Annotated in this window: 14 protein-coding genes and 1 pseudogene; 4 read left to right on the top strand and 11 right to left on the bottom strand. The window is 60.2% G+C overall.

Annotated features, from left to right (window positions below; translation table 11 throughout):
- Positions 1 to 8: 8 nt before the first annotated feature.
- Positions 9 to 1,166 (bottom strand): efflux RND transporter periplasmic adaptor subunit, encoded by a 1,158-nt coding sequence (locus AC3WWR_RS08210; protein WP_020797195.1) that lies wholly within the window; start codon positions 1,164 to 1,166, stop codon positions 9 to 11.
- A gap of 264 nt (positions 1,167 to 1,430) precedes the next feature.
- Between AC3WWR_RS08210 and AC3WWR_RS08205 the strand changes: the two genes are divergently transcribed.
- Complete coding sequence (locus AC3WWR_RS08205; protein WP_020797194.1) at positions 1,431 to 2,132, top strand: response regulator; 702 nt, start codon at positions 1,431 to 1,433, stop codon at positions 2,130 to 2,132.
- A 4-nt stretch (positions 2,133 to 2,136) separates the two neighbouring features.
- Positions 2,137 to 3,435: an ATP-binding protein gene (locus tag AC3WWR_RS08200; protein WP_083349188.1), complete on the top strand. Its 1,299-nt coding sequence runs from the start codon at positions 2,137 to 2,139 to the stop codon at positions 3,433 to 3,435.
- A 104-nt stretch (positions 3,436 to 3,539) separates the two neighbouring features.
- Here AC3WWR_RS08200 and AC3WWR_RS08195 read toward each other — a convergent pair whose 3' ends face one another.
- The 7 genes from AC3WWR_RS08195 to AC3WWR_RS08165 form a co-directional block, all read right to left on the bottom strand.
- Complete coding sequence (locus AC3WWR_RS08195) at positions 3,540 to 4,301, bottom strand: anti-sigma factor family protein (RefSeq protein WP_020797191.1); 762 nt, start codon at positions 4,299 to 4,301, stop codon at positions 3,540 to 3,542.
- Complete coding sequence (locus AC3WWR_RS08190; protein ID WP_020797190.1) at positions 4,298 to 4,783, bottom strand: sigma-70 family RNA polymerase sigma factor; 486 nt, start codon at positions 4,781 to 4,783, stop codon at positions 4,298 to 4,300. The genes AC3WWR_RS08195 and AC3WWR_RS08190 overlap by 4 nt, the downstream gene beginning before the upstream one ends.
- A gap of 66 nt (positions 4,784 to 4,849) precedes the next feature.
- Positions 4,850 to 5,383 (bottom strand): tetratricopeptide repeat protein, encoded by a 534-nt coding sequence (locus tag AC3WWR_RS08185; RefSeq protein ID WP_492598634.1) that lies wholly within the window; start codon positions 5,381 to 5,383, stop codon positions 4,850 to 4,852.
- A 138-nt stretch (positions 5,384 to 5,521) separates the two neighbouring features.
- The gene (locus tag AC3WWR_RS08180; protein ID WP_033040422.1) at positions 5,522 to 6,475 is read right to left on the bottom strand and encodes a D-2-hydroxyacid dehydrogenase family protein; all 954 of its coding nucleotides are present in this window, start codon (positions 6,473 to 6,475) and stop codon (positions 5,522 to 5,524) included.
- A 13-nt stretch (positions 6,476 to 6,488) separates the two neighbouring features.
- Complete coding sequence (locus tag AC3WWR_RS08175) at positions 6,489 to 7,511, bottom strand: alpha/beta fold hydrolase (RefSeq protein WP_083349186.1); 1,023 nt, start codon at positions 7,509 to 7,511, stop codon at positions 6,489 to 6,491.
- A gap of 83 nt (positions 7,512 to 7,594) precedes the next feature.
- A complete protein-coding gene (locus tag AC3WWR_RS08170; protein WP_033040427.1) occupies positions 7,595 to 8,029 on the bottom strand; it encodes a YqaA family protein in 435 nt (144 codons plus the stop codon).
- Entirely contained in the window at positions 8,029 to 8,475 is a 447-nt protein-coding gene (locus tag AC3WWR_RS08165) for a DUF411 domain-containing protein (RefSeq protein WP_020797185.1), read from the bottom strand. The genes AC3WWR_RS08170 and AC3WWR_RS08165 overlap by 1 nt, the downstream gene beginning before the upstream one ends.
- A gap of 380 nt (positions 8,476 to 8,855) precedes the next feature.
- On the opposite strand from AC3WWR_RS08165, the gene AC3WWR_RS08160 reads away from it, so the two are divergent.
- On the top strand, positions 8,856 to 9,044 hold the full coding sequence (locus AC3WWR_RS08160; RefSeq protein WP_020797184.1) for a hypothetical protein: 189 nt from the start codon (positions 8,856 to 8,858) through the stop codon (positions 9,042 to 9,044).
- 23 nt (positions 9,045 to 9,067) lie between these two features.
- On the opposite strand, the gene AC3WWR_RS08155 is transcribed toward AC3WWR_RS08160, so the two are convergent.
- On the bottom strand, positions 9,068 to 9,439 hold the full coding sequence (locus tag AC3WWR_RS08155) for a hypothetical protein (RefSeq protein ID WP_020797183.1): 372 nt from the start codon (positions 9,437 to 9,439) through the stop codon (positions 9,068 to 9,070).
- Between the two features lie 255 nt (positions 9,440 to 9,694).
- Here AC3WWR_RS08155 and pvdQ point away from each other — a divergent pair, with 255 nt between their 5' ends.
- Positions 9,695 to 12,031, top strand: coding sequence for a bifunctional acylase PvdQ (pvdQ, locus tag AC3WWR_RS08150; protein ID WP_020797182.1), 2,337 nt, complete (start codon positions 9,695 to 9,697; stop codon positions 12,029 to 12,031).
- 54 nt (positions 12,032 to 12,085) lie between these two features.
- Here pvdQ and AC3WWR_RS08145 read toward each other — a convergent pair whose 3' ends face one another.
- A complete protein-coding gene (locus tag AC3WWR_RS08145; RefSeq protein ID WP_020797181.1) occupies positions 12,086 to 13,087 on the bottom strand; it encodes a FecR family protein in 1,002 nt (333 codons plus the stop codon).
- Positions 13,088 to 13,183: 96 nt separating this feature from the next.
- Positions 13,184 to 18,034: pseudogene (locus AC3WWR_RS08140) on the bottom strand (dermonecrotic toxin domain-containing protein).
- Positions 18,035 to 18,196: the final 162 nt, after the last annotated feature.

Here is an 18,196-nt window from a genome sequence, read left to right as displayed (position 1 = left end):
CGTCCTGCTTACTGGCCAGAAACCTGGGCAAGTGGAAGAGGGGTGTCGTCGACCTGCACTTTTTCGCCGGGGCGGGCGTGTTGCAGGCCTTCGATGACGATGCGGTCGCCGGGTTTCAACCCGCCCGTGACGACCCAACGGTCGTTCTGCACCGGCCCCAGTTCGACCGGCTGTTGGCTGACGCGCTGCTCTGCGTCGAGCAGCAATACCTGGGCGATGCCGGCGCTGTCACGCTGGATGGCCCGTTGCGGCACGCTGATGCCTTGCTGGTTGACGGCTTGCTCCAGGCGCACGCGCACGAAGCTGCCAGGCAGCAGGTCGAGGTCCGGGTTGGGGAATTCGCTGCGCAGGATGACCTGGCCGGTGCCCGGGTCGACGGTGATGTCGGTGAAAAGCAGCTTGCCGGGCAACGGGTAGAGGCTCCCGTCGTCCTGGATCAGGGTGGCCTTGGCCTGGCCTTGGCCCACTTCCTTCAATTGGCCGGACCGGAACGCCCGGCGCAGGTCGTTGAGTTCGCGAGTTGATTGGGTCAGGTCGGCGTGGATCGGATCGAGTTGCTGGATCAGCGCCAAAGGCGTGGTCTCGTTTTGCCCGACCAGTGCGCCTTCGGTGACCAGCGCGCGACCGATACGTCCGGAAATCGGCGCGGTGACCGTGGCGTAGCCAAGGTTCAGCCGGGCGCGTTCAACCGCCGCCTTGCTGGCGGCTACGTCGGCGGCGGTTTGCCGGGCGTTGGCCCGGGCGTTGTCGTAGTCCTGGCCGCTGATGGCCTTGTCGTCAATCAACTGGGCGTACCGCTGCTCTTGCAGTTTCGCCTGGAACGCGTTGGCCTCGGCCTTGCGCAATACTGCCTCGGCGCTATCGAGATCTGCCTTGAACGGCGCCGGATCGATCCGGAACAGCACCTCGCCCTTTTTCACGTCACTGCCCTCGCGAAAGGCCCGTTGCAGTACCACGCCGGCGACGCGGGCGCGCACCTCGGCCATGCGCGGCGCGGCAATGCGCCCGGTCAATTCGCTGCTGATCGACAGCGCTCGGGTTTCGACGGTTTCGATGCGAACGCTGGCCAATGGCGGCTGTTCTTCGGCGATCGAAGACTTGTCGCACGCGCTCAGCGTCAACGCCAGTGCGATCAGGCTGAGCCCGGCAAGCAGTTTCTTTGACATGGATGACCCCAATAGTGACCCCCAGCATCCTACTGGGCGACGGCGATGGTAACGGTGAAGCTTTGTTGGTGCTGTGTGAAATTGTGTAAGGGTTTTGCTCAGGTGTGTGTGAGGGCGTATATCCTTCAGGCCATGAATTTTATTGCGCCTGTCAGATCGTCTTCGCGAGCAGGCTCGCTCCCACAGTTGAAATGCATTTCCTGTGGGAGCGAGCCTGCTCGCGAAAGCGGCCTGACCGGCACCACAGCATTTCTGGAAACACCCATGCCCAACATCCTCCTGGTCGAAGACGACACCGCACTCGCCGAGCTGATCGCCAGCTACCTGGAACGCAACGGTTACTCCGTCAACGTAATCGGTCGAGGCGATCAGGTGCGCGAACGCGCACGGCTCACACCGCCGGACCTGGTGATCCTCGACTTGATGCTGCCCGGTCTCGATGGCTTGCAAGTCTGCCGTTTGCTGCGCGCCGATTCAGCAAGCTTGCCGATCCTCATGCTCACCGCCCGCGACGACAGCCACGATCAGGTACTGGGCCTGGAAATGGGCGCCGACGACTACGTCACCAAACCCTGCGAACCCCGGGTGCTGCTGGCCCGGGTGCGCACCTTGCTACGGCGCAGCAGCCTTGCCGAGCCATTGGCGGCCAATGACCGGATCCTCATGGGCAACCTGTGCATCGATCTGTCCGAGCGCACGGTGACCTGGCGCGGGCAACCGGTGGAAATGTCCAGCGGCGAGTACAACTTGCTGGTGGTGCTGGCCCGACATGCTGGCGAAGTGTTGAGCCGCGACCAGATCCTGCAACGCCTGCGTGGCATCGAGTTCAACGGCACCGACCGCTCGGTGGACGTGGCCATCTCCAAGCTGCGGCGCAAGTTCGACGACAATGCCGGCGAGGCTCGCAAGATCAAGACCGTGTGGGGCAAGGGTTACCTGTTCAGTCGATCCGAGTGGGAATGCTGAGACGATGTTCAGAATCCTCTTTCGCCTGTACCTGGTGACCATCGTTTCGTTCAGCACCGCGATCTACCTGGTGCCGGACCTGGTGATCAAGGTCTTCCACGAGCGCTTCATCACCTACAACCTGGACTACTCGCGTGGTTTGCAAACCCTCATGGTCAGGCAGTTCAAGGCCGTCCCGAGCGAACAATGGCCAGCCTTGGCCGCGCAAATGGACAAGGAATTTGAACCGCTGCATATCGTGCTCAGCGCCATTGACGATGCCAGCTTGTCGAGCGAAGAACAGCAGCGTTTGCAGCGCGGCGAAAACGTCGTGCGCGTTGGCGACTGGGGCTGGCGCACCCTGGCGGTGGCACCGCTGAACGAGCGCACCGTGGTGCAAATGGTCGTGCCGCCAGACCCGATGGACGTCAGCCTGTTGTACTGGAGCATCAACGTGCTGATCGGCGCGACCATGCTCGCCTGTCTGTTGCTGTGGCTGCGCCCGCACTGGCGTGACCTGGAACGGCTCAAGGGCGCGGCGGAACGCTTCGGCAAGGGGCACTTGAGCGAGCGTACGCAGATTGCCGCCAGTTCCAACATCGGCAGTCTTGCCAACGTTTTCGACACGATGGCTGGCGACATCGAAAACCTGCTGAATCAGCAGCGGGACCTGCTCAACGCCGTATCCCACGAGTTGCGCACGCCATTGACCCGCCTGGATTTTGGCCTGGCCCTGGCCCTTTCCGATGATTTGCCCGCCACCAGCCGCGAGCGCTTGCAGGGGTTGGTCAATCACATCCGTGAGCTCGACGAACTGGTGCTGGAATTGCTGTCGTACAGCCGCCTGCAAAACCCTGCGCGTTTACCGGAGCCTATCGAAGTGTCGCTGGATGAATTCATCGACAGCATCCTGGGCAGCGTCGACGAAGAACAATCGCCGGATATCGTCATCGACGTGTTGCTGCACGGCCAGCTCGAACGCTTTAGCCTCGACCCACGCCTGACCGCCCGCGCCCTGCAAAACCTGTTGCGCAACGCCATGCGCTACTGCGAAAGGCGCATTCAGGTAGGCGTACAGGTGTGCCCCAAAGGCTGTGAGATCTGGGTGGACGACGACGGGATCGGTATCCCGGATGACGAGCGCGAGCGGATATTCGAACCGTTCTATCGACTCGATCGCAGCCGGGATCGGGCCACCGGCGGGTTTGGCCTGGGGCTGGCAATCAGCCGTCGGGCATTGGAAGCCCAGGGTGGAACGTTGACGGTGCAAGCGTCGCCGTTGGGTGGGGCACGGTTTCGGCTGTGGTTGCCGACAGCGCCCTGATCCATCATCACCCGGTAGGAGCTGCCGCAGGCTGCGATCTTTTGATCTTGCTTCTTCCAATATCAAGATCAAAAGATCGCAGCCTGCGGCAGCTCCTACAAGGCTCAGGCGCGGATCCGAGTGCGTAATTGCGTGGCCATCTCCTCAAGATCCACCGGCGAATTACGCCCGATCAGCATCCACGCGTGCTCCATATCCGACCAATACACGATGTTCATCCCGTGCCGTCGCTCTTTGGCAAAATGCCGGCTGCCACTGTTGGAGCGCGTGACGCACAGCGCCATCGGCCCATGGACCGGGTCGAGGTAGGTGATCTGGGCGATAGCCACGCCGTCGTATTCAAGGATTTGCGCGCGCTTGAATTGGGCGCGTGGCAACGCCAGTTTTGCCGGCAGCAGATTAAGGCCCAATCGTGCGTCGATGGTGCGTAGCTGCGCCAGTTGTGTCGCTTCGTCACTGGGCAAATGGTCGAGGGTTTCCGGTACGTAGAGCACCATGTAGTCGGCGACCAGCCCGCGCCAGTTGTGGGTCTGCTGGCTGGTTTGCCAACCGAGGAACAAACGATCCGCCAGCACACCGCCCGCCAGCAATCCGGCGGCGGCCGCGAGGAACCAGCGCCGACTCAGTGCAGGGCGTGTCGGGACGGGCAGGGTATCGAGCATGGCTTGGAGGCGCTCGACCGGGGCTTGTCGAGTCACTTCGTCGTAAGCTGACTTGAACGGCATGCTGCTGCGGTCTAGCCATTGCAGGCGCAGGCCGAGCATCGGGTCTTCGGCGAGGGCGGCATCGATGCGGCTGCGTTGTTCGGCATCGAGCTGGTTGTCCAGGTAGGCCACCAGTTGCTCATCCGACAGTTTCGCGTTCATCGACGTTCTCCGGTGGAAGGGTTCGGCACCGTGTGCAGGGGCGGATACTCGGCGAGTTTCAGCCGGGCGGCGGCCAGTCGGCTCATCACGGTGCCGATGGGGACTTGCAGGACATCGGCCACCTCGCGGTAGGACAAGCCTTCGACGTAGGCCAGAAACACCGTTTCGCGCTGGGCCTCGGGCAACGCCTCTACGCGCCGGATCACCTGCGCGGCGCGAACATGGGTATGTGCCGCTTGTTCGCCATCGAACGACAGGGCTTGATCGGCATCCACCACGCCCTGGCCCTGGTGCACTCGGCGGGCTCGCACTTCATTGACCCAGATCGAATGCAGAATGCTCATCAGCCAACGGTCCATGCGCGTGCCCGATTCAAATTGCCCGCCGCGTTCGAGCGCCCGCACGCAGGTGGCCTGCACGAGGTCCTCGGCGACATGCCGTTGTCGGGACAACAGCAAGCCGTAACGCCACAGACGCGCCAGGTGCTGTCCCAGTTCTGCCCTAATGTCCTGATCGCTGGCGATAGCGACCTCCCTCCAATCGGGTTGTCAGGTTTTCGATGACGCGTTGATGGCTTCGGCGAGGTCCTGGTATTGCTCGCAGGTGGTGTTGCCGCAGATCGATTTGATCTGCTGCAACTGTTCCCGGGCGAGGTCCAGCCGGCCCTTGATCATATAGGCTTCGCCAAGGTACTCGCGAACCAGCGCATATTGCGGATCAAGCTTGACCGACTGCAGGTAATAACCGATGCCTTCATCGGTACGTCCCAGTTTACGCGTGGCGTAGCCCCGATAGTTCAAGGCTTTGGCAGTGTTGGGTTGCTTGAGCGTATCGAGCAGGGCCAAGGCTTCTTCGTAACGCCCGTCCTTGGCCAGCTGATAGGCGTAGTCGGTGCGGTCGGCGTCCGGCAAGAGCATGCTGGTTTGCTTGACGCACCTTTGTGCCTTGCTGTCGAACACCTGCCCTCGAGGGCACTGCGGTTTGGCAGGGGTATCTTCCTCGCCGTTGGCCCATGCCAGGGAACTGGACAGTGCGACGGCAAGCACCAGCGGTGCAGTAACAATCGAGAGACGGCGATTCATGGGCAATGCTCCGAACGGGCCGAAAACGTTGAGAAGGGCTGATGACCCTTCATGCGAAACATAAACACTTCTGCCTGAACATTTATTCGTTTTTTTTGGCGATTTTTTGCAACAAAAGCCCCAGGTTACCGGGCGCTGTCAACTCAGTAGACGCATCGGTTTTCCCGCCGCCCAAGCCTGGATGTCCTCGATCATCTGCGCAAAGAATAGATGGTAATTTTGCTGGCTGACGTACCCGACGTGGGGCGTTGCCAGCACGTTGTCCAGGGTTCTGAACGGATGATGCGCGGGCAGGGGCTCTTGCTCGAACACGTCCAGCGCCGCGCCACCCAGGCGTTGTTTCTGCAGGGCCTTGATCAGCGCCGCTTCATCGACAATCGGCCCGCGCGCGGTGTTGACCAGTAGCGCCGTGGGCTTCATCCATGCCAACGCCTGCGCGTCCACCATGCCACGGCTGCGCTCACTGAGCACCAGGTGCACCGACAACACGTCGGCCTGCTCGAACAATTGCTGCTTGCTGACGTAGGTTACGTCGAACTCGGCGGCGCGTTCGGCGTTGAGGTTTTCACTCCAGGCGATGACCCGCATGCCGAACGCCTGGCCGAAGCGGGCGACCCGTTGGCCAATGCTGCCCAGGCCCAGGATCGCCAGGGTCTTGCCATGCAGGTCGCCACCGAGGCCTTGCTGCCACTTTCCGGCGCGCAAGGCGTTGGCTTCGACCACCAGGTTGCGGGTTGCGGCCATGATCAGTGCCCAGGTCAGCTCCGGCGCGGCATGTTTATAGCTGTCGGTGCCACAGACCTGAATGCCGAGCGCAGCAGCGGCCTTGAGGTCGAGGGCGGCATTGCGCATGCCACCGGTCACCAGCAGCTTGAGATTGGGTAAGCGGCGCAGCAGGTCTTCGTCGAAGCGCGTGCGCTCGCGCATCACGCAGATCACTTCAAACTCGCCCAGGCGCGCGGCCAGGGTCGGGTTGTCAGCGGGGTAGTCGTGGATGAACGCGACCTGGCCGATGGTCTCCAGCGCCGACCAGTCCACCACGTCGCGGGCCACATCCTGCCAATCATCGATCACTGCAATCTGTACCGCCATCAGCCTTACCTCATCAAGGAACGGGGTTGGTTTTGTCCAGCCAGCCAAGCAAGGCCTTGTGAAATTGCGCCGGCTCTTCCATCTGCGGCGCGTGCCCCATGCCGGGGAATTCGACCAGGGTCGATTGGGGAATCAGTTTCGCCACCTGCTTGCCGAGCAAGTCGTAATGACCGATTTTCGCCTTGACCTCGGGGGGCGCGATGTCCTTGTTGATCGCCGTGGTGTCGGCGGTGCCGATCAGCAGCAAGGTCGGCACCTTCAGGTCCTTGAACTCGTAGTAGACCGGTTGGGTGAAAATCATGTCGTAGATCAAAGCCGAGTTCCAGGCGACCTGGTTTTTTCCAGGGCCCTTGGCCATGCCGGCGTACATGTCTACCCAGCGGTCGAATTCGGGCTTCCAGCGGCCATCATAATAGGTGTTGCGCTGGTAGTCGTGGATGCCTTCGGCTGTCACCTTCAGTTCGCGCTCATACCATTGATCGACCGTGCGATAAGGCACGCCGAGGGCTTTCCAGTCTTCCAGGCCGATCGGGTTCACCATCGCAAGCTGGTCAACCTGTTCGGGATATTGCAGCGCATAGCGGGTGGCGAGCATGCCGCCGGTGGAATGTCCGAGCAAGCTGGCTTTCTGGATGCCGAGGGCCTTGAGCAGTTGCTGGGTGTTGCTCGCCAGTTGCTGGAAGGTGTACTGATAATTGTCCGGTTTGCTGGACGTGCAGAAACCGATCTGATCCGGGGCAATGACCCGGTAGCCGGCGTCGCTCAGGGCCTTGATCGAGGTTTCCCAGGTGGCGCCGCAGAAGTTCTTGCCGTGCATCAGCACCACGCTGCGGCCGTTGGCCTTGCCATGGGCTGCCACGTCCATGTAGCCCATTTGCAGGGATTTGCCCTGGGACTCGAACGCAAAATGCTTGAGGGTGTAGGGGTATTCGAAGCCTTGCAGCTCCGGTCCGTAGACCGGGCCCTCGGCAGCGATGGCGGGCATGGCGGCGGTCAGCAGCAGGCCGGGCAGCCAGCATGAGCGGGTAAGGGGCATGGATGAACTCCGTTGAAAATCCGCCGATGCTGGATCGGCACGATTAGGGCGACATTAAACAGGCAATCGCCGCGGCACCTGGTTCAACTCATCCACCCCAGGGTGGCCAACGCCACTGCGCCATAACGGGCGCCCTTGGCCAGGGTCACGATCAACAGGAAACGCCCCAGCGGCTCGCGCATGACGCCGGCCACCAGGGTCAGTGGGTCTCCGATCACCGGCAGCCAACTGAGCAGTAACGACCAGTGGCCGTAACGTTGATAGTGACGACGGGCGTTTTCCAGGTGCCTGGCGCTGACCGGGAACCAGCGCCGGTCCCGAAAGCGCTCGATGGCGCGCCCCAGCCACCAGTTCACCACTGAACCGAGGACGTTGCCCAGCGTGGCGACAGCCAGCAGCAACCACAGCCAGTACCGATCGCTGAGTATCAGCCCGACCAGCACTGCTTCGGACTGCAGCGGCAGTAAAGTCGCGGCACCGAATGCCGCCAGGAACAAGCCGAAGCAGGCAGTGAAAATCAATGGGCGGGGTAGTCCGCCACCACCACATCCGTACCGTCCTTTTTCAGGCCGATCACCTGATAGGCATCGCTCATGCCGTCCATTTCCATGCCCGGCGAGCCCATGGGCATGCCAGGGGCGGCAACACCCAACAGGTCATCGCGTTTGCTCAGGGCCAGTACTTGATCGGCTGGCACATGGCCTTCTACGAATTTGCCGTTGATCAAGCCGGTGTGGCACGAGGCCAGGCGCGGTGGTACGCCGTGTTGTTGCTTGAACTCGCTCATGTTGCTTTCGACGTGGTCTTCTACCTTGAAGCCATTGGCTTCGAGATGGCTGATCCATTTCTTGCAGCAACCGCAATTGGCATCACGATGGACCTCGATCGGGATCAGATCGGCGGCTTGGGCCAGGGAGGAAATCAACAGGGCGCCCAAGGCAGCCAGACGTAAATGAGTTCGCATGAGGGAAGGGTCTCGGGTTGCGGGCGAAAATCATATTTTGAGGGTTTTTTGCGGGTAGGCGCTGCGAGTGTGTTTCGAAGTGCTACCGAGTTGCTTGGCCTTATTATCGTAGATCAAAGTTGTCAGGCGGATGAGGGGAAGATGACAAGTTTGTCAGGTTGGCGGCCGCACCCGTTGCACACGGCTCACGTCATGCGTCGTCAGCGGAACGCCGAGCGTCCCTGGAGGAACTCCCACGCAGAGCATGGGTACGATCACACATGGGGCGGCTGTCAGGCCGCCTTCGCCGCGATAAAGCTAAAAATCTTCATCGGCTGTAACATAAGCCCCCGTTTGATGGATACACAGCGGATACATATTTTCAGCTTCAGGAATTACCAATGACTCAATCGCAACGTTTGAAATACTCGATTCTGATCTCCCTCGTGGTATTGGGAATCATGTTTGGCCTTTCGTATTTGCAGAACACCGGTGTCATCAGTGAAAAACTGTTCCAGTACATCGCCATTGGCGTGGCGGTGGTCGTGGTGGTCGTCAACGGCATGATGCGCCGCAAGGTCAAGCCCTAAGCGACGCGCCGGGCCTGGCTCGATCAGTCGTGGTGCAGCAGGGCGACGGCGCGTGGGTGGAGGCTGTAGCTCTTGTCCGCATTGAGGACAATCACGCCTTCGCTGCACAGGCGTTTCAACACTTCGCGCACACTCAGGAACGATAAGGGAATATCCAGTTCCAGCAACTGCGTGTGCACGCCGCGCACGCCCAGGCTGCGGTCGTTCTCGGCGGCCGACAGCAAGGCGTCGATGACTTTCAGGCGAATCAGACTGGTTCGCAGGCCAAAGCTCTTGAGCAGGATGCGGATGCGCTCGTTGCCGTGGCGCTCGGTACGCTGGTCGAAAACACCGACCCCAATGGAAGTGCCCTTTGGCGCTTTGCTACCGTCCGTTGGCAGTTGCGAGTTGTACATTGCAAAAACTCCTTTTCAGAGCCTGATCGGGAAAAATTGGGCGCTCTTGCCTTACAGACGCATGAGCGACCCAAATCATGAAGACTTAAATGTAGAAATTTCGTCGTCATGATGTGACCACTGTGTAAGGTGGCGTTGAAATGCGGTCCGCGACCGCCATCCAGTCTCCTAAATTTTCGTCGTTTGCTTCGTCCCTAACAGGATGCGCAGTCTGTACGCAGAACTGTGACCATCGTTTTTCGATCAGGAGCGAGTGTGATTATTTCCAGCCAGTTAGCCAGGATAAGCCTGGCGGGTGTATTTCTCGGGCTGAGCCTTGCGGCGAACGCACACAACCTGCCTGGGCAGGCGAGTGCCGATATCCGCCGCACCAGTTTCGGTGTGCCGCATATTCGAGCCGAAAACGAGCGGGGGCTCGGTTACGGCATCGGCTATGCCTACGCTCAGGATAACCTGTGTTTGCTGGCCAACGAGATCGCCACGGTGAACGGTCAACGTTCACGGTTCTTCGGTCCGGACCCGTCCACCGTCGAAGGGCGTGAAAACCGCGTCAGCGATCTGTTTTTCACCTGGTTGAACACCCCGCAGGCGGTCGATGCTTTCTGGCAGGCGCAACCCCTCGAAGTGCGGCAGCTGATGGAAGGTTATGTGGCCGGTTACAACCGTTCCCTGGACGAGCGTCGGGCGCGGGGCCTGCCGCCGCAGTGCCAGGGCGATTGGGTGCGGGACATCACCGCGATGGATCTGGTCAAGCTGACCCGGCGCTTGCTGGTCGAGGGCGGCGTCGGGCAGTTCGCCGAAGCCCTGGCGGGTGCGACGCCGCCGGCCGCGGTCGCCGCAACTGGCCATGAGCAGGCTTCTTTCCAGGTGGCCGCTTTACGCTTGCAGCGCTTTGCCCTCGATCGCGGCAGCAACGCGGTGGCGGTGGGCAGCGAGCGTTCCTTCAACGGACGCGGCATGTTGCTGGCCAACCCGCATTTTCCGTGGGTCGGCGGGATGCGTTTCTACCAGATGCACCTGACCATCCCTGGCAAACTGGACGTCATGGGCGCCGCATTGCCTGGATTGCCGTTGATCAATATCGGCTTCAACCAGCACCTGGCCTGGACCCACACGGTGGATTCGTCCAAACACTTCACGCTGTATCGACTGCAGCTCGATCCCAAGGATCCGACCCGTTACCTGCTCGATGGCCAATCCCTGCCAATGCACAAACAGACGCTGACGGTTGACCTCAAACAGCCGGATGGCACGGTCAAAGCGGTGTCCCACGTGGTGTACAGCTCGCAATTTGGCCCGATTGTGCAATGGCCGGGCAAGCTGGATTGGGATAATCAATTCGCCTATAGCTTGCGCGATGCCAACCTGGACAATGACCGGGTGTTGCAGCAGTGGTACGCCATGAACCGTGCCGGCAGCCTCAAGGAGTTCCAGGCTTCGGTCCATGAAATCCAGGGCATCCCGTGGGTCAACACCCTGGCGGCGGACGATCAGGGCCAGACGCTGTACATGAACCTGTCGGTGGTGCCGAACGTGAGCAACGAAAAACTCGCGCAGTGCAGTGATCCACGAATCGGCTTGCAGATGATCATCCTCGACGGTTCAAACAGCGCCTGCGCCTGGGACATCGACCCGCACGCCGCACAAAAAGGCATTTATGCCGCAAGCCAATTGCCGCAATTGCTGCGCAAGGACTTCGTGCAGCATTCCAATGATTCGGCTTGGCTGGCCAACCCGGCGCAGCCGCTCACCGGGTTCTCGCCATTGATCAGCCAGGACGGCCAACCCTTGGGGCTGCGCGCGCGGTTCGCCCTGGATCGCTTGGGTTCACTGGCCCAGTCCGGGCCGATCGCGGCGGCGGATCTGCAACAGATGGTGCTGGATGACCAGGTGTATCAGGCGGCGCAAGTGATGCCGGACCTGTTGCAATTCTGCGCGGCCGACCTGGGGGCCGATGCGCAGGCGCTGGCGCCGCTGTGTGCCAGCCTCAAGGCCTGGGATCGCAAGGCCAACCTCGACAGCGGCATGGGCTTCGTGCATTTCCAGAATGTCATGGAGGCGCTGGATCAGGTGCCCGATGCCTGGCGCGTGGCGTTCGATCCGCTGGACCCGCAACACACGCCGAGAGGCGTGGCGGTTGATCGTCCACAGGTGGCGCAGGCGTTGCGCCAAGCGATGCTGGCATCGGTAGAGCAGGTCCAGGCGTCAGGGCTCAGGAAAGATGCCCGCTGGGGCGATGTCCAAGTGGTCAGCAGCGGTGGGGAGCAAACGCCGATCCATGGCGGGCCGGGTACGTTGGGCGTCTACAACGCCATCCAGAGCGTGCCCAGGACCGACGGCAAACGCGAAGTGGTCAGCGGCACCAGCTACCTGCAAGTGGTGACGTTCGATGAAAAGGGCCCGCAGGCCAAGGGGCTGCTGGCATTTTCGCTGTCGAGCGATCCAGCCTCGAAATACTCGCGGGACCAGACGCTGGCTTTTTCGAAGAAGCAGCTCAGTGTGTTGCCGTTCACCGAGCAACAGATCCTGGCGGACCCGGACTATCAGGCCCAGACCATCCGTGAACAGGACGCCAGGGTGGTCACCCAGTAAGCTGAAGACGGATTGATCGAAGCGTGAAGGCCGCAGCCGCGAGGGCTGCGGCCTTCAGCTTTTCGGGGCTTGCTGCGGAATGGAGTTGAGGACCGGGTTGCCGTCCTTGTTGCGGGTCAGGTAGACCGGCAGCACCTTGGGCAGGGACGTCACCAGGGTATCAAGCTCCTTGATGTTGTAGATGCCGCCGATGCGGATCGCGCCGGTGCTGTTGTCGGCGACCATCAAGGGGTTTTCAAGGTAGCGGTTGATCAATGGCAGGGCATCGCTGAGCGCCAGGTCGTCGAGCACCAGTTTGCCGTTGCGCCAGGCCAGCGAGTTGTCGTTGTCGTAGGTCTGGCTGATCCGCGGAACGTGGTCGCCGTGGCGATAGCTCGCTTGCATCGAAGGGCCGAGCCTCAAGCCATCCCCCGACAGGTCATCGTTGCTGCTGACCAGTACCGAGCCTTCGACCAGGTTTACCTTCACCTGGTCTTCATACATCCAGACGTTGAATTTTGTCCCGGTGACCCGGATTCGGCCTTCGGACGCCTTGACGACGAATGGGTGCGACGTGTCGTGGCTGACGCTGAAGAACGCTTCGCCTTTTCCCAGGGTGACCTGGCGTCGATCCTTGTAATTGCTGTAGGTCAACTCGCTGCCCAGGTTCAGTTCGACCTGGCTGCCGTCGTTCAAGGTGACCTGACGCACACTGTCGGTCGCCTCGAAGTGTTGATACGAATTGGGCAGCCACCCCAGGTTCCATCCGCTGTACGCCGCCAAAGGCAACGCCAATGCACAAACCGCCGCCGCCATGCCGACAGTGCGCCAGGACGTCCGGGTGCGGCGCACCATTGGCGCAATGCTGGAGTCTGGTCGCGGAAGATCGCCTGCAACTTCCCAGATTTCCAGCATGGCCTCGTACTCGACCAGATGCAGTGGATGAACATCCAGCCACTGCTCGAATGCCTGCCGCTCTTCAACGGTGCAGTCAGGTTCATGCAGGCGCATGCACCAATGCGCGGCGGCTTCGGTGATGGCGTCAAACTGGGCTTGCGAGAGAGGGGTGTCGGTCATTGACTCATCCTGATTTCCCGCATTCTAACCTTGAGGGCAGCTTGCGAAAACAGCCGTCATGGCATTTACCCATCAAACGACGGTTTATTTTCTGAATCAAGGCGCGTGGGTGTGTAGCTCCCGCCCGAGTTGACTGATTAACCAAGCCACGCTGTCAGCATTGCCAAGTTGTACCGCCAGGCGAGTCAGTGAGTTTTTTTTGAAGATCTCACGGGCACCGCTCAGGTTTTGCGCGCCCGTCAACGCCAGAATATGCGCTTTTACCCGACCGGTATCTTCCAAAGTAGTACTTCCCGGGTCTTCCCATTCGCCGGTGTCGGGATCCTGGGTCATGAACAGTTGTGTGTAGGGTGTCTTGATCGACAACGCGGTGTCCTGAACACTGGTCAGCGCATGTTTAAGCTGGCTGGCGGTCCCGCTGGCAGTGCCGATCAGATCGGCAAAAGGTCTACCAGGGTCCATGTAGGAAATGTCCTCGGACTGACAAACGATGTGTGAAAGTTCATGCAGGAGAGTCGTCGCCCGTGCATGCGTACTGATCGGGAAGGTCTTGTCGGTAAGGTGTTGGCGGTAGTGCTCGTAACCGGTGTCAAAGAACTTTTCTCCCAGATAGATTTTCTTTTTTATGTCCTTCGGGACGACAAAACCGAATGTATTCTCGGCGCCTTCGATTACCCTGCCGACGACAAAACGATCGGACTTGGCCTTTCTGAGGGAAGGGTCCAACAAGGCGGCGAACATGTCGCCCACGACTTCTTCCAGCTTTTCCACATGTGCGGGCAGTACTTCTGGCACGTCGAGGAAACGCTTGATGAGTTGGTGCACGGGGGTGGTCGTGTCGTGGGCGTTCTTCAGCAACTGCAGGTTTTGAACACTGTTCCAGGCATAACTCGTTGCCAGGTCCAGCGCTTCGTCGATTTGCCGGGCCTTGAGCGGGAAAAGACGTCGTATTTGCGCCATTCCATGGGCGTCGATGTTCATGCCGTCCCAGGCCGCTGCCAGTGCATCCAATCGGCGGATGAGGCCAAATTGCGGTGTGGGTGCAGCCCGGTCGAGCACCCATTGTTTCGCTTCGTTTTGCCGTAGATAAGGGCCGAGCGCCTGTGTGTCGGCGATGCGCCAGCGGGTGTCGCGTTTGGCCACCGAAAATACCTTGCCTTCCACCGGCGCGTAAAGTTGCCGGGTCGTCGGGTGCGCGTAGAGCCCGGGTGTTGAGTCGGGCTTGAGCGAAGCCAGGTCGACGTGCAGGCTTTCATGGCGCTTGAGGCCAGTGCGCTCGGGGGCGGTAACCTTGATATCTTGCCATTTGCAGACGGCTTCAGGTTTTACTTGCAGCGCAACGGTCGGCCTGGAAGTCGACGGTGCGGGAATGTCCAGCGATTGGCGCAACGAAGCGAGTTGAGCAATGCCGCTGATGAACGCCTTGATGGCCGCCGTCCATTTATGCGTTTGCAGGTCTTCGGCGGATTGCTTGATGTCACGGTAGCTGGAGTACACCGTGACAGGGTAGGCCAGCTTGCCCATGAAAAACGAGTAAGCCTCGTGCAGGTCTTCACCCAGAACGTGCTTGATGGTTGCCCATTCACCCTGCTTCCTGTCATCGGACTGACAACCGAGCAATCGGCCCAACAACGCGGCATTGTCATGGAACAATTGACCGAACAGGTGCCCCTTGATGGGGTTGGATGCCAGCGTGACTTCGGCTCTGGTATTGCCCGAGGCCACCGGCGCGGCTCTTGTCGCCCGGTTGCTGGACGTTGCCATCCGCGTCTCCAGCAAGATCCGCTCGGGGTTCTCCAGGTTCATGAGTATCCAATCGAGCAGTGGGCCGCGAGTCTTCAGTTCGGCCAACAACTGGGCTTCGCTTGCGTATTCCTTCATCCCGTGCCGAGGGCTGTGAGGGGCCAACAGCACCTGCGGCGCTGTGCTGTCTGCCGATGAACCGATCAGGTAGATGCCTGGCACCTTTACGGTTTGGCCGCTCCTGACACCGAGGAACTCCAAAGGCCGAATGATGGCGTGGGCACCTTCGACGGCGGCTCGGGCGATGGCGTCCGGCATGTCCATGACTTGGCGGACAAGGTCAAAACCGGTTTCGCTCAAGCGCTCCTGCAGTTTTTCTTCATGGGCGTGGTGCATCAGTTGCCAGGGCAGTTGCGTGTAGAAACGCTGCCGGCGAACCCTGTTTGCCTCTGTATCGGCGAGGGCTGCGCTGAGTATTTTCCGCTGATGCTCACCCGGTTTCAGATTGCGTATCAGGTCTTTGATGTAGCGTTCGTCGAAGCCTTGCGCAATGGCCGTGGTGTCCAGGGACGTCAGTTTGAGGTGGACGGTGTCCAGGTCCTTGAGGTGAGCCAACGCAAAATCGGTCAGGGTCTGGCTGCTGGACGCAGTCCTGGCACTCGCGCTGATCTCGACCTGGACCTTGTCGGGGTCGATGTTGAAGTTGTCTGCCTTGAGTTGTTTTTCCAGTTCATGGTGGGCAGTGCGCTGCAATGAGCGGATGCCGGTGAGGTAATCCTGGTCGTCCTTTACGTTTTTCAGGTATTGCTCAAGCAGTTCGCCATGCAGGATCAGCTCATTGATCGACGCCTTGGCCAGCCAGGCCGGCAGTTTTTGCTGGGTGGTCAGGGACTGGGCGATGTCAGTCGCGCGACCGAGGCCGGTCATCGGCTCACGCAGGGCTACCAGATTCAACAGGTTGGCCAGCGGCGCGGGGGAGAGTGGGGTGGTCAGTGCACGGGTGACGAAGGCTTGGTCCAGATCAACAAAGGGCTTTTGCACATGGTCGAGGAAATGCCCATGAATCCGTTGCAGCGGCGCCAGCGTGTAGACTTTGCCCGGCGACCGCTCGCTGCGGCCGAGGTTTTCCAGGAGCATAAAACGATGATTTTCGTTTTCCAGGCGTCGTTCGAGCTCGTCCTTTAGCGGCGTCAGTGCCTTGAAGGCTTCGAATCCCAGTGCTGGCGTCCACAGAATGGCTTTGCCCGAGTGCACCGGATCCAGGCCACCGCGTTCAGTCAAGACAAAACAGCTGGCCAGTTTCAGCGGGGTTGCAGTGGTGCCAGCCTTCAACGCCAAGGCAAAGACTTCCGGTAAAAAGCCGTTCAATGCTGCTCGCTGCGAGTGTATGGGCGTATCGAGCACGGTTTTGATGATCGCCCGTTCTGACGCACCCAGGGTGCGCGAGACGGTGCGTAGCTTCAGTTCACTGCGCAGGGCCGTTGACAGGGTATGGGTAAAACTCGATTGCAAACTCGCCAGCGACAGGTTGACCAGGTTTCGCGCATCGGTGAACGTGCGGGTCGCCGTGGGAATGGCCGGGTGTTTTTCAAGAAGTTGATCGAGCGCCTGTTCGACCGAATTCAGCAGCGACAGCTCCTGTTTAGCCGACTCGGCGCGCACGGTGGCCGGTCGCGCGTTAATGCCGCGGTCCGGCCGTGTGCTCCAGCGTCCCTGGGCTTCAGCCAGCAGCAAGTGGTGATCGATCAATCCCCGGACGTCCAGGGCGTTGTCGAGCAAGGCGTGAGGGTCCAGCATGCCTTCGCTTTCACGGTAACGGCTCAACGCATGGCTGAGGTTTTGCCGTTGTTTATCCACGATGTCATGCATCAAGCGAGTAAACACCGAGCCGACGATGGGCTCACCGATGATCAGCCGTTCGTTCGGTTGCAGACCCAGAAAGGTGCTGCGTTCGTCCAATGACATGAAATTGAGCAACGTGTCTTCATGCCCCTCGCTTTCGAGCATCTGCAGGACGATTTTTTTCACCGCCGGCAGGTCGATTGAGGCCTCGATGCCTCGGGACGGGCTGTACAGGAAACCCAACGAGTTGGCGCCGCCAATCATCTAGGTCGAGGCAAGCTCCGCGAAATGTTTGAAGGGGGCGGTGACCCGTACTTTTTCTATGCGAAGAGGGTCAGTCGAGGCGGGGGCGAGGCTGACATTCATCAGTCGCAGGTATTGCTCTGTGGTCAAAGTGCCCTGTTGACGCTGGTGTAACAGTCTCGCGTGAAAAGTGTCACGCAAGCTCTCGGCAAAAAAAGCCTGTCGCGACAAGCCATTGGCCATGGGCGTGTTCCAGAACGTCGCAAGCAGGCTGTGCAGGTGCGGGGTGAGACTCTGCGCGATTTCTTTTATTGCGCTTTCCCAGGCCTGGTTGTCGGCATCGCTGCTGATGACGTGCTCGGGGTGTGCAAACACCCGGGAGTCGCCCCTTGGCCACTGGTTCGTCAGGTAAAAAACCAGCAGCGCGCTGCTCAATGGCATCGAGGCAACCGTATGAGTCGATTTGCCGTCATCAAACGCAGAACCTGTACCGACAAAGCTTTTCAGCTGCGTCAGGCGCTGGTCGAGTTTGGGGAACGACTTGTACAGCGAGTGCTTGAGGGTGTCGTCCAGCATTGATTGCAAGGTGGGCATCTTGACCAATTCGTCGATCATCGCCTTCAGGTTGTGTTCCTGCTGTTGCTTGAGCGTGAGTTCCTGATCTTCAAACACGGCACCGTCGATTTCGCGGGTGGAAATATCGCGTGCTGCGACGGCGGCCATGCGTTGTTCGATGGAGAGGAAACGCAACAGTTCACGTTGTCCAGTGGCCTGCGCCAACCACTCTTCAAGTTTGCTTTTGAGGTCGATCATGTCCGCGAATTTGATCAAGCCTTTCCACGGTGTGTAGAGCGTGACCTCGCCATTGCCGGGTCGGCTCATGGCAAAGCTGCCGGCCAACGGGATGTCGGCCTTGTCGGTCAAAGACAACAGCAGATTGAAGACCTGCATCGGTTTTACATGGCTTTTGCGGGCTGCCTGGGTCGGCAGGTAAACCGTCTTCAGCCAACTCAGATCGTCCAGGGTAAAGCCCAGCGCATTTTCCCGCTCGCCGGGTTGCCTGGCACTGGACGCGCGCTCAGCCTCGTCAAAAAAATACGGCAATGCAGGTATTGTCATGATGCTTCCTCGTTGGACTGCGACACTGTTCGGCGCAGGTCGTTGAATCGAGGGGCGACAATAGGGAGCGGGATCAGGTTGGGTGCGGTACATATTGCTTGCGCGAGAGACTTGACAGGACGCCGGTAAGAAAGCGCTTAATCGACATGTCGCCCGCCTCTA

The organism is Pseudomonas sp. EB271-G4-1, assembly GCF_058791355.1.
Note: the sequence above shows the minus strand (reverse complement) of the source record. Positions and strands in the feature narration are given on the sequence as shown.

What these genes read in the sequence shown, in the direction of transcription:
- AC3WWR_RS08210 (WP_020797195.1), bottom strand. Translation starts at nt 1,166, where the DNA reads ATGTCAAAGAAACTGCTTGCCGGGCTCAGCCTGATCGCACTGGCGTTG.
- AC3WWR_RS08205 (WP_020797194.1), top strand. Translation starts at nt 1,431, where the DNA reads ATGCCCAACATCCTCCTGGTCGAAGACGACACCGCACTCGCCGAGCTG.
- AC3WWR_RS08200 (WP_083349188.1), top strand. Translation starts at nt 2,137, where the DNA reads ATGTTCAGAATCCTCTTTCGCCTGTACCTGGTGACCATCGTTTCGTTC.
- AC3WWR_RS08195 (WP_020797191.1), bottom strand. Translation starts at nt 4,301, where the DNA reads ATGAACGCGAAACTGTCGGATGAGCAACTGGTGGCCTACCTGGACAAC.
- AC3WWR_RS08185 (WP_492598634.1), bottom strand. Translation starts at nt 5,383, where the DNA reads ATGAATCGCCGTCTCTCGATTGTTACTGCACCGCTGGTGCTTGCCGTC.
- AC3WWR_RS08180 (WP_033040422.1), bottom strand. Translation starts at nt 6,475, where the DNA reads ATGGCGGTACAGATTGCAGTGATCGATGATTGGCAGGATGTGGCCCGC.
- AC3WWR_RS08175 (WP_083349186.1), bottom strand. Translation starts at nt 7,511, where the DNA reads ATGCCCCTTACCCGCTCATGCTGGCTGCCCGGCCTGCTGCTGACCGCC.
- AC3WWR_RS08165 (WP_020797185.1), bottom strand. Translation starts at nt 8,475, where the DNA reads ATGCGAACTCATTTACGTCTGGCTGCCTTGGGCGCCCTGTTGATTTCC.
- AC3WWR_RS08160 (WP_020797184.1), top strand. Translation starts at nt 8,856, where the DNA reads ATGACTCAATCGCAACGTTTGAAATACTCGATTCTGATCTCCCTCGTG.
- AC3WWR_RS08155 (WP_020797183.1), bottom strand. Translation starts at nt 9,439, where the DNA reads ATGTACAACTCGCAACTGCCAACGGACGGTAGCAAAGCGCCAAAGGGC.
- AC3WWR_RS08145 (WP_020797181.1), bottom strand. Translation starts at nt 13,087, where the DNA reads ATGACCGACACCCCTCTCTCGCAAGCCCAGTTTGACGCCATCACCGAA.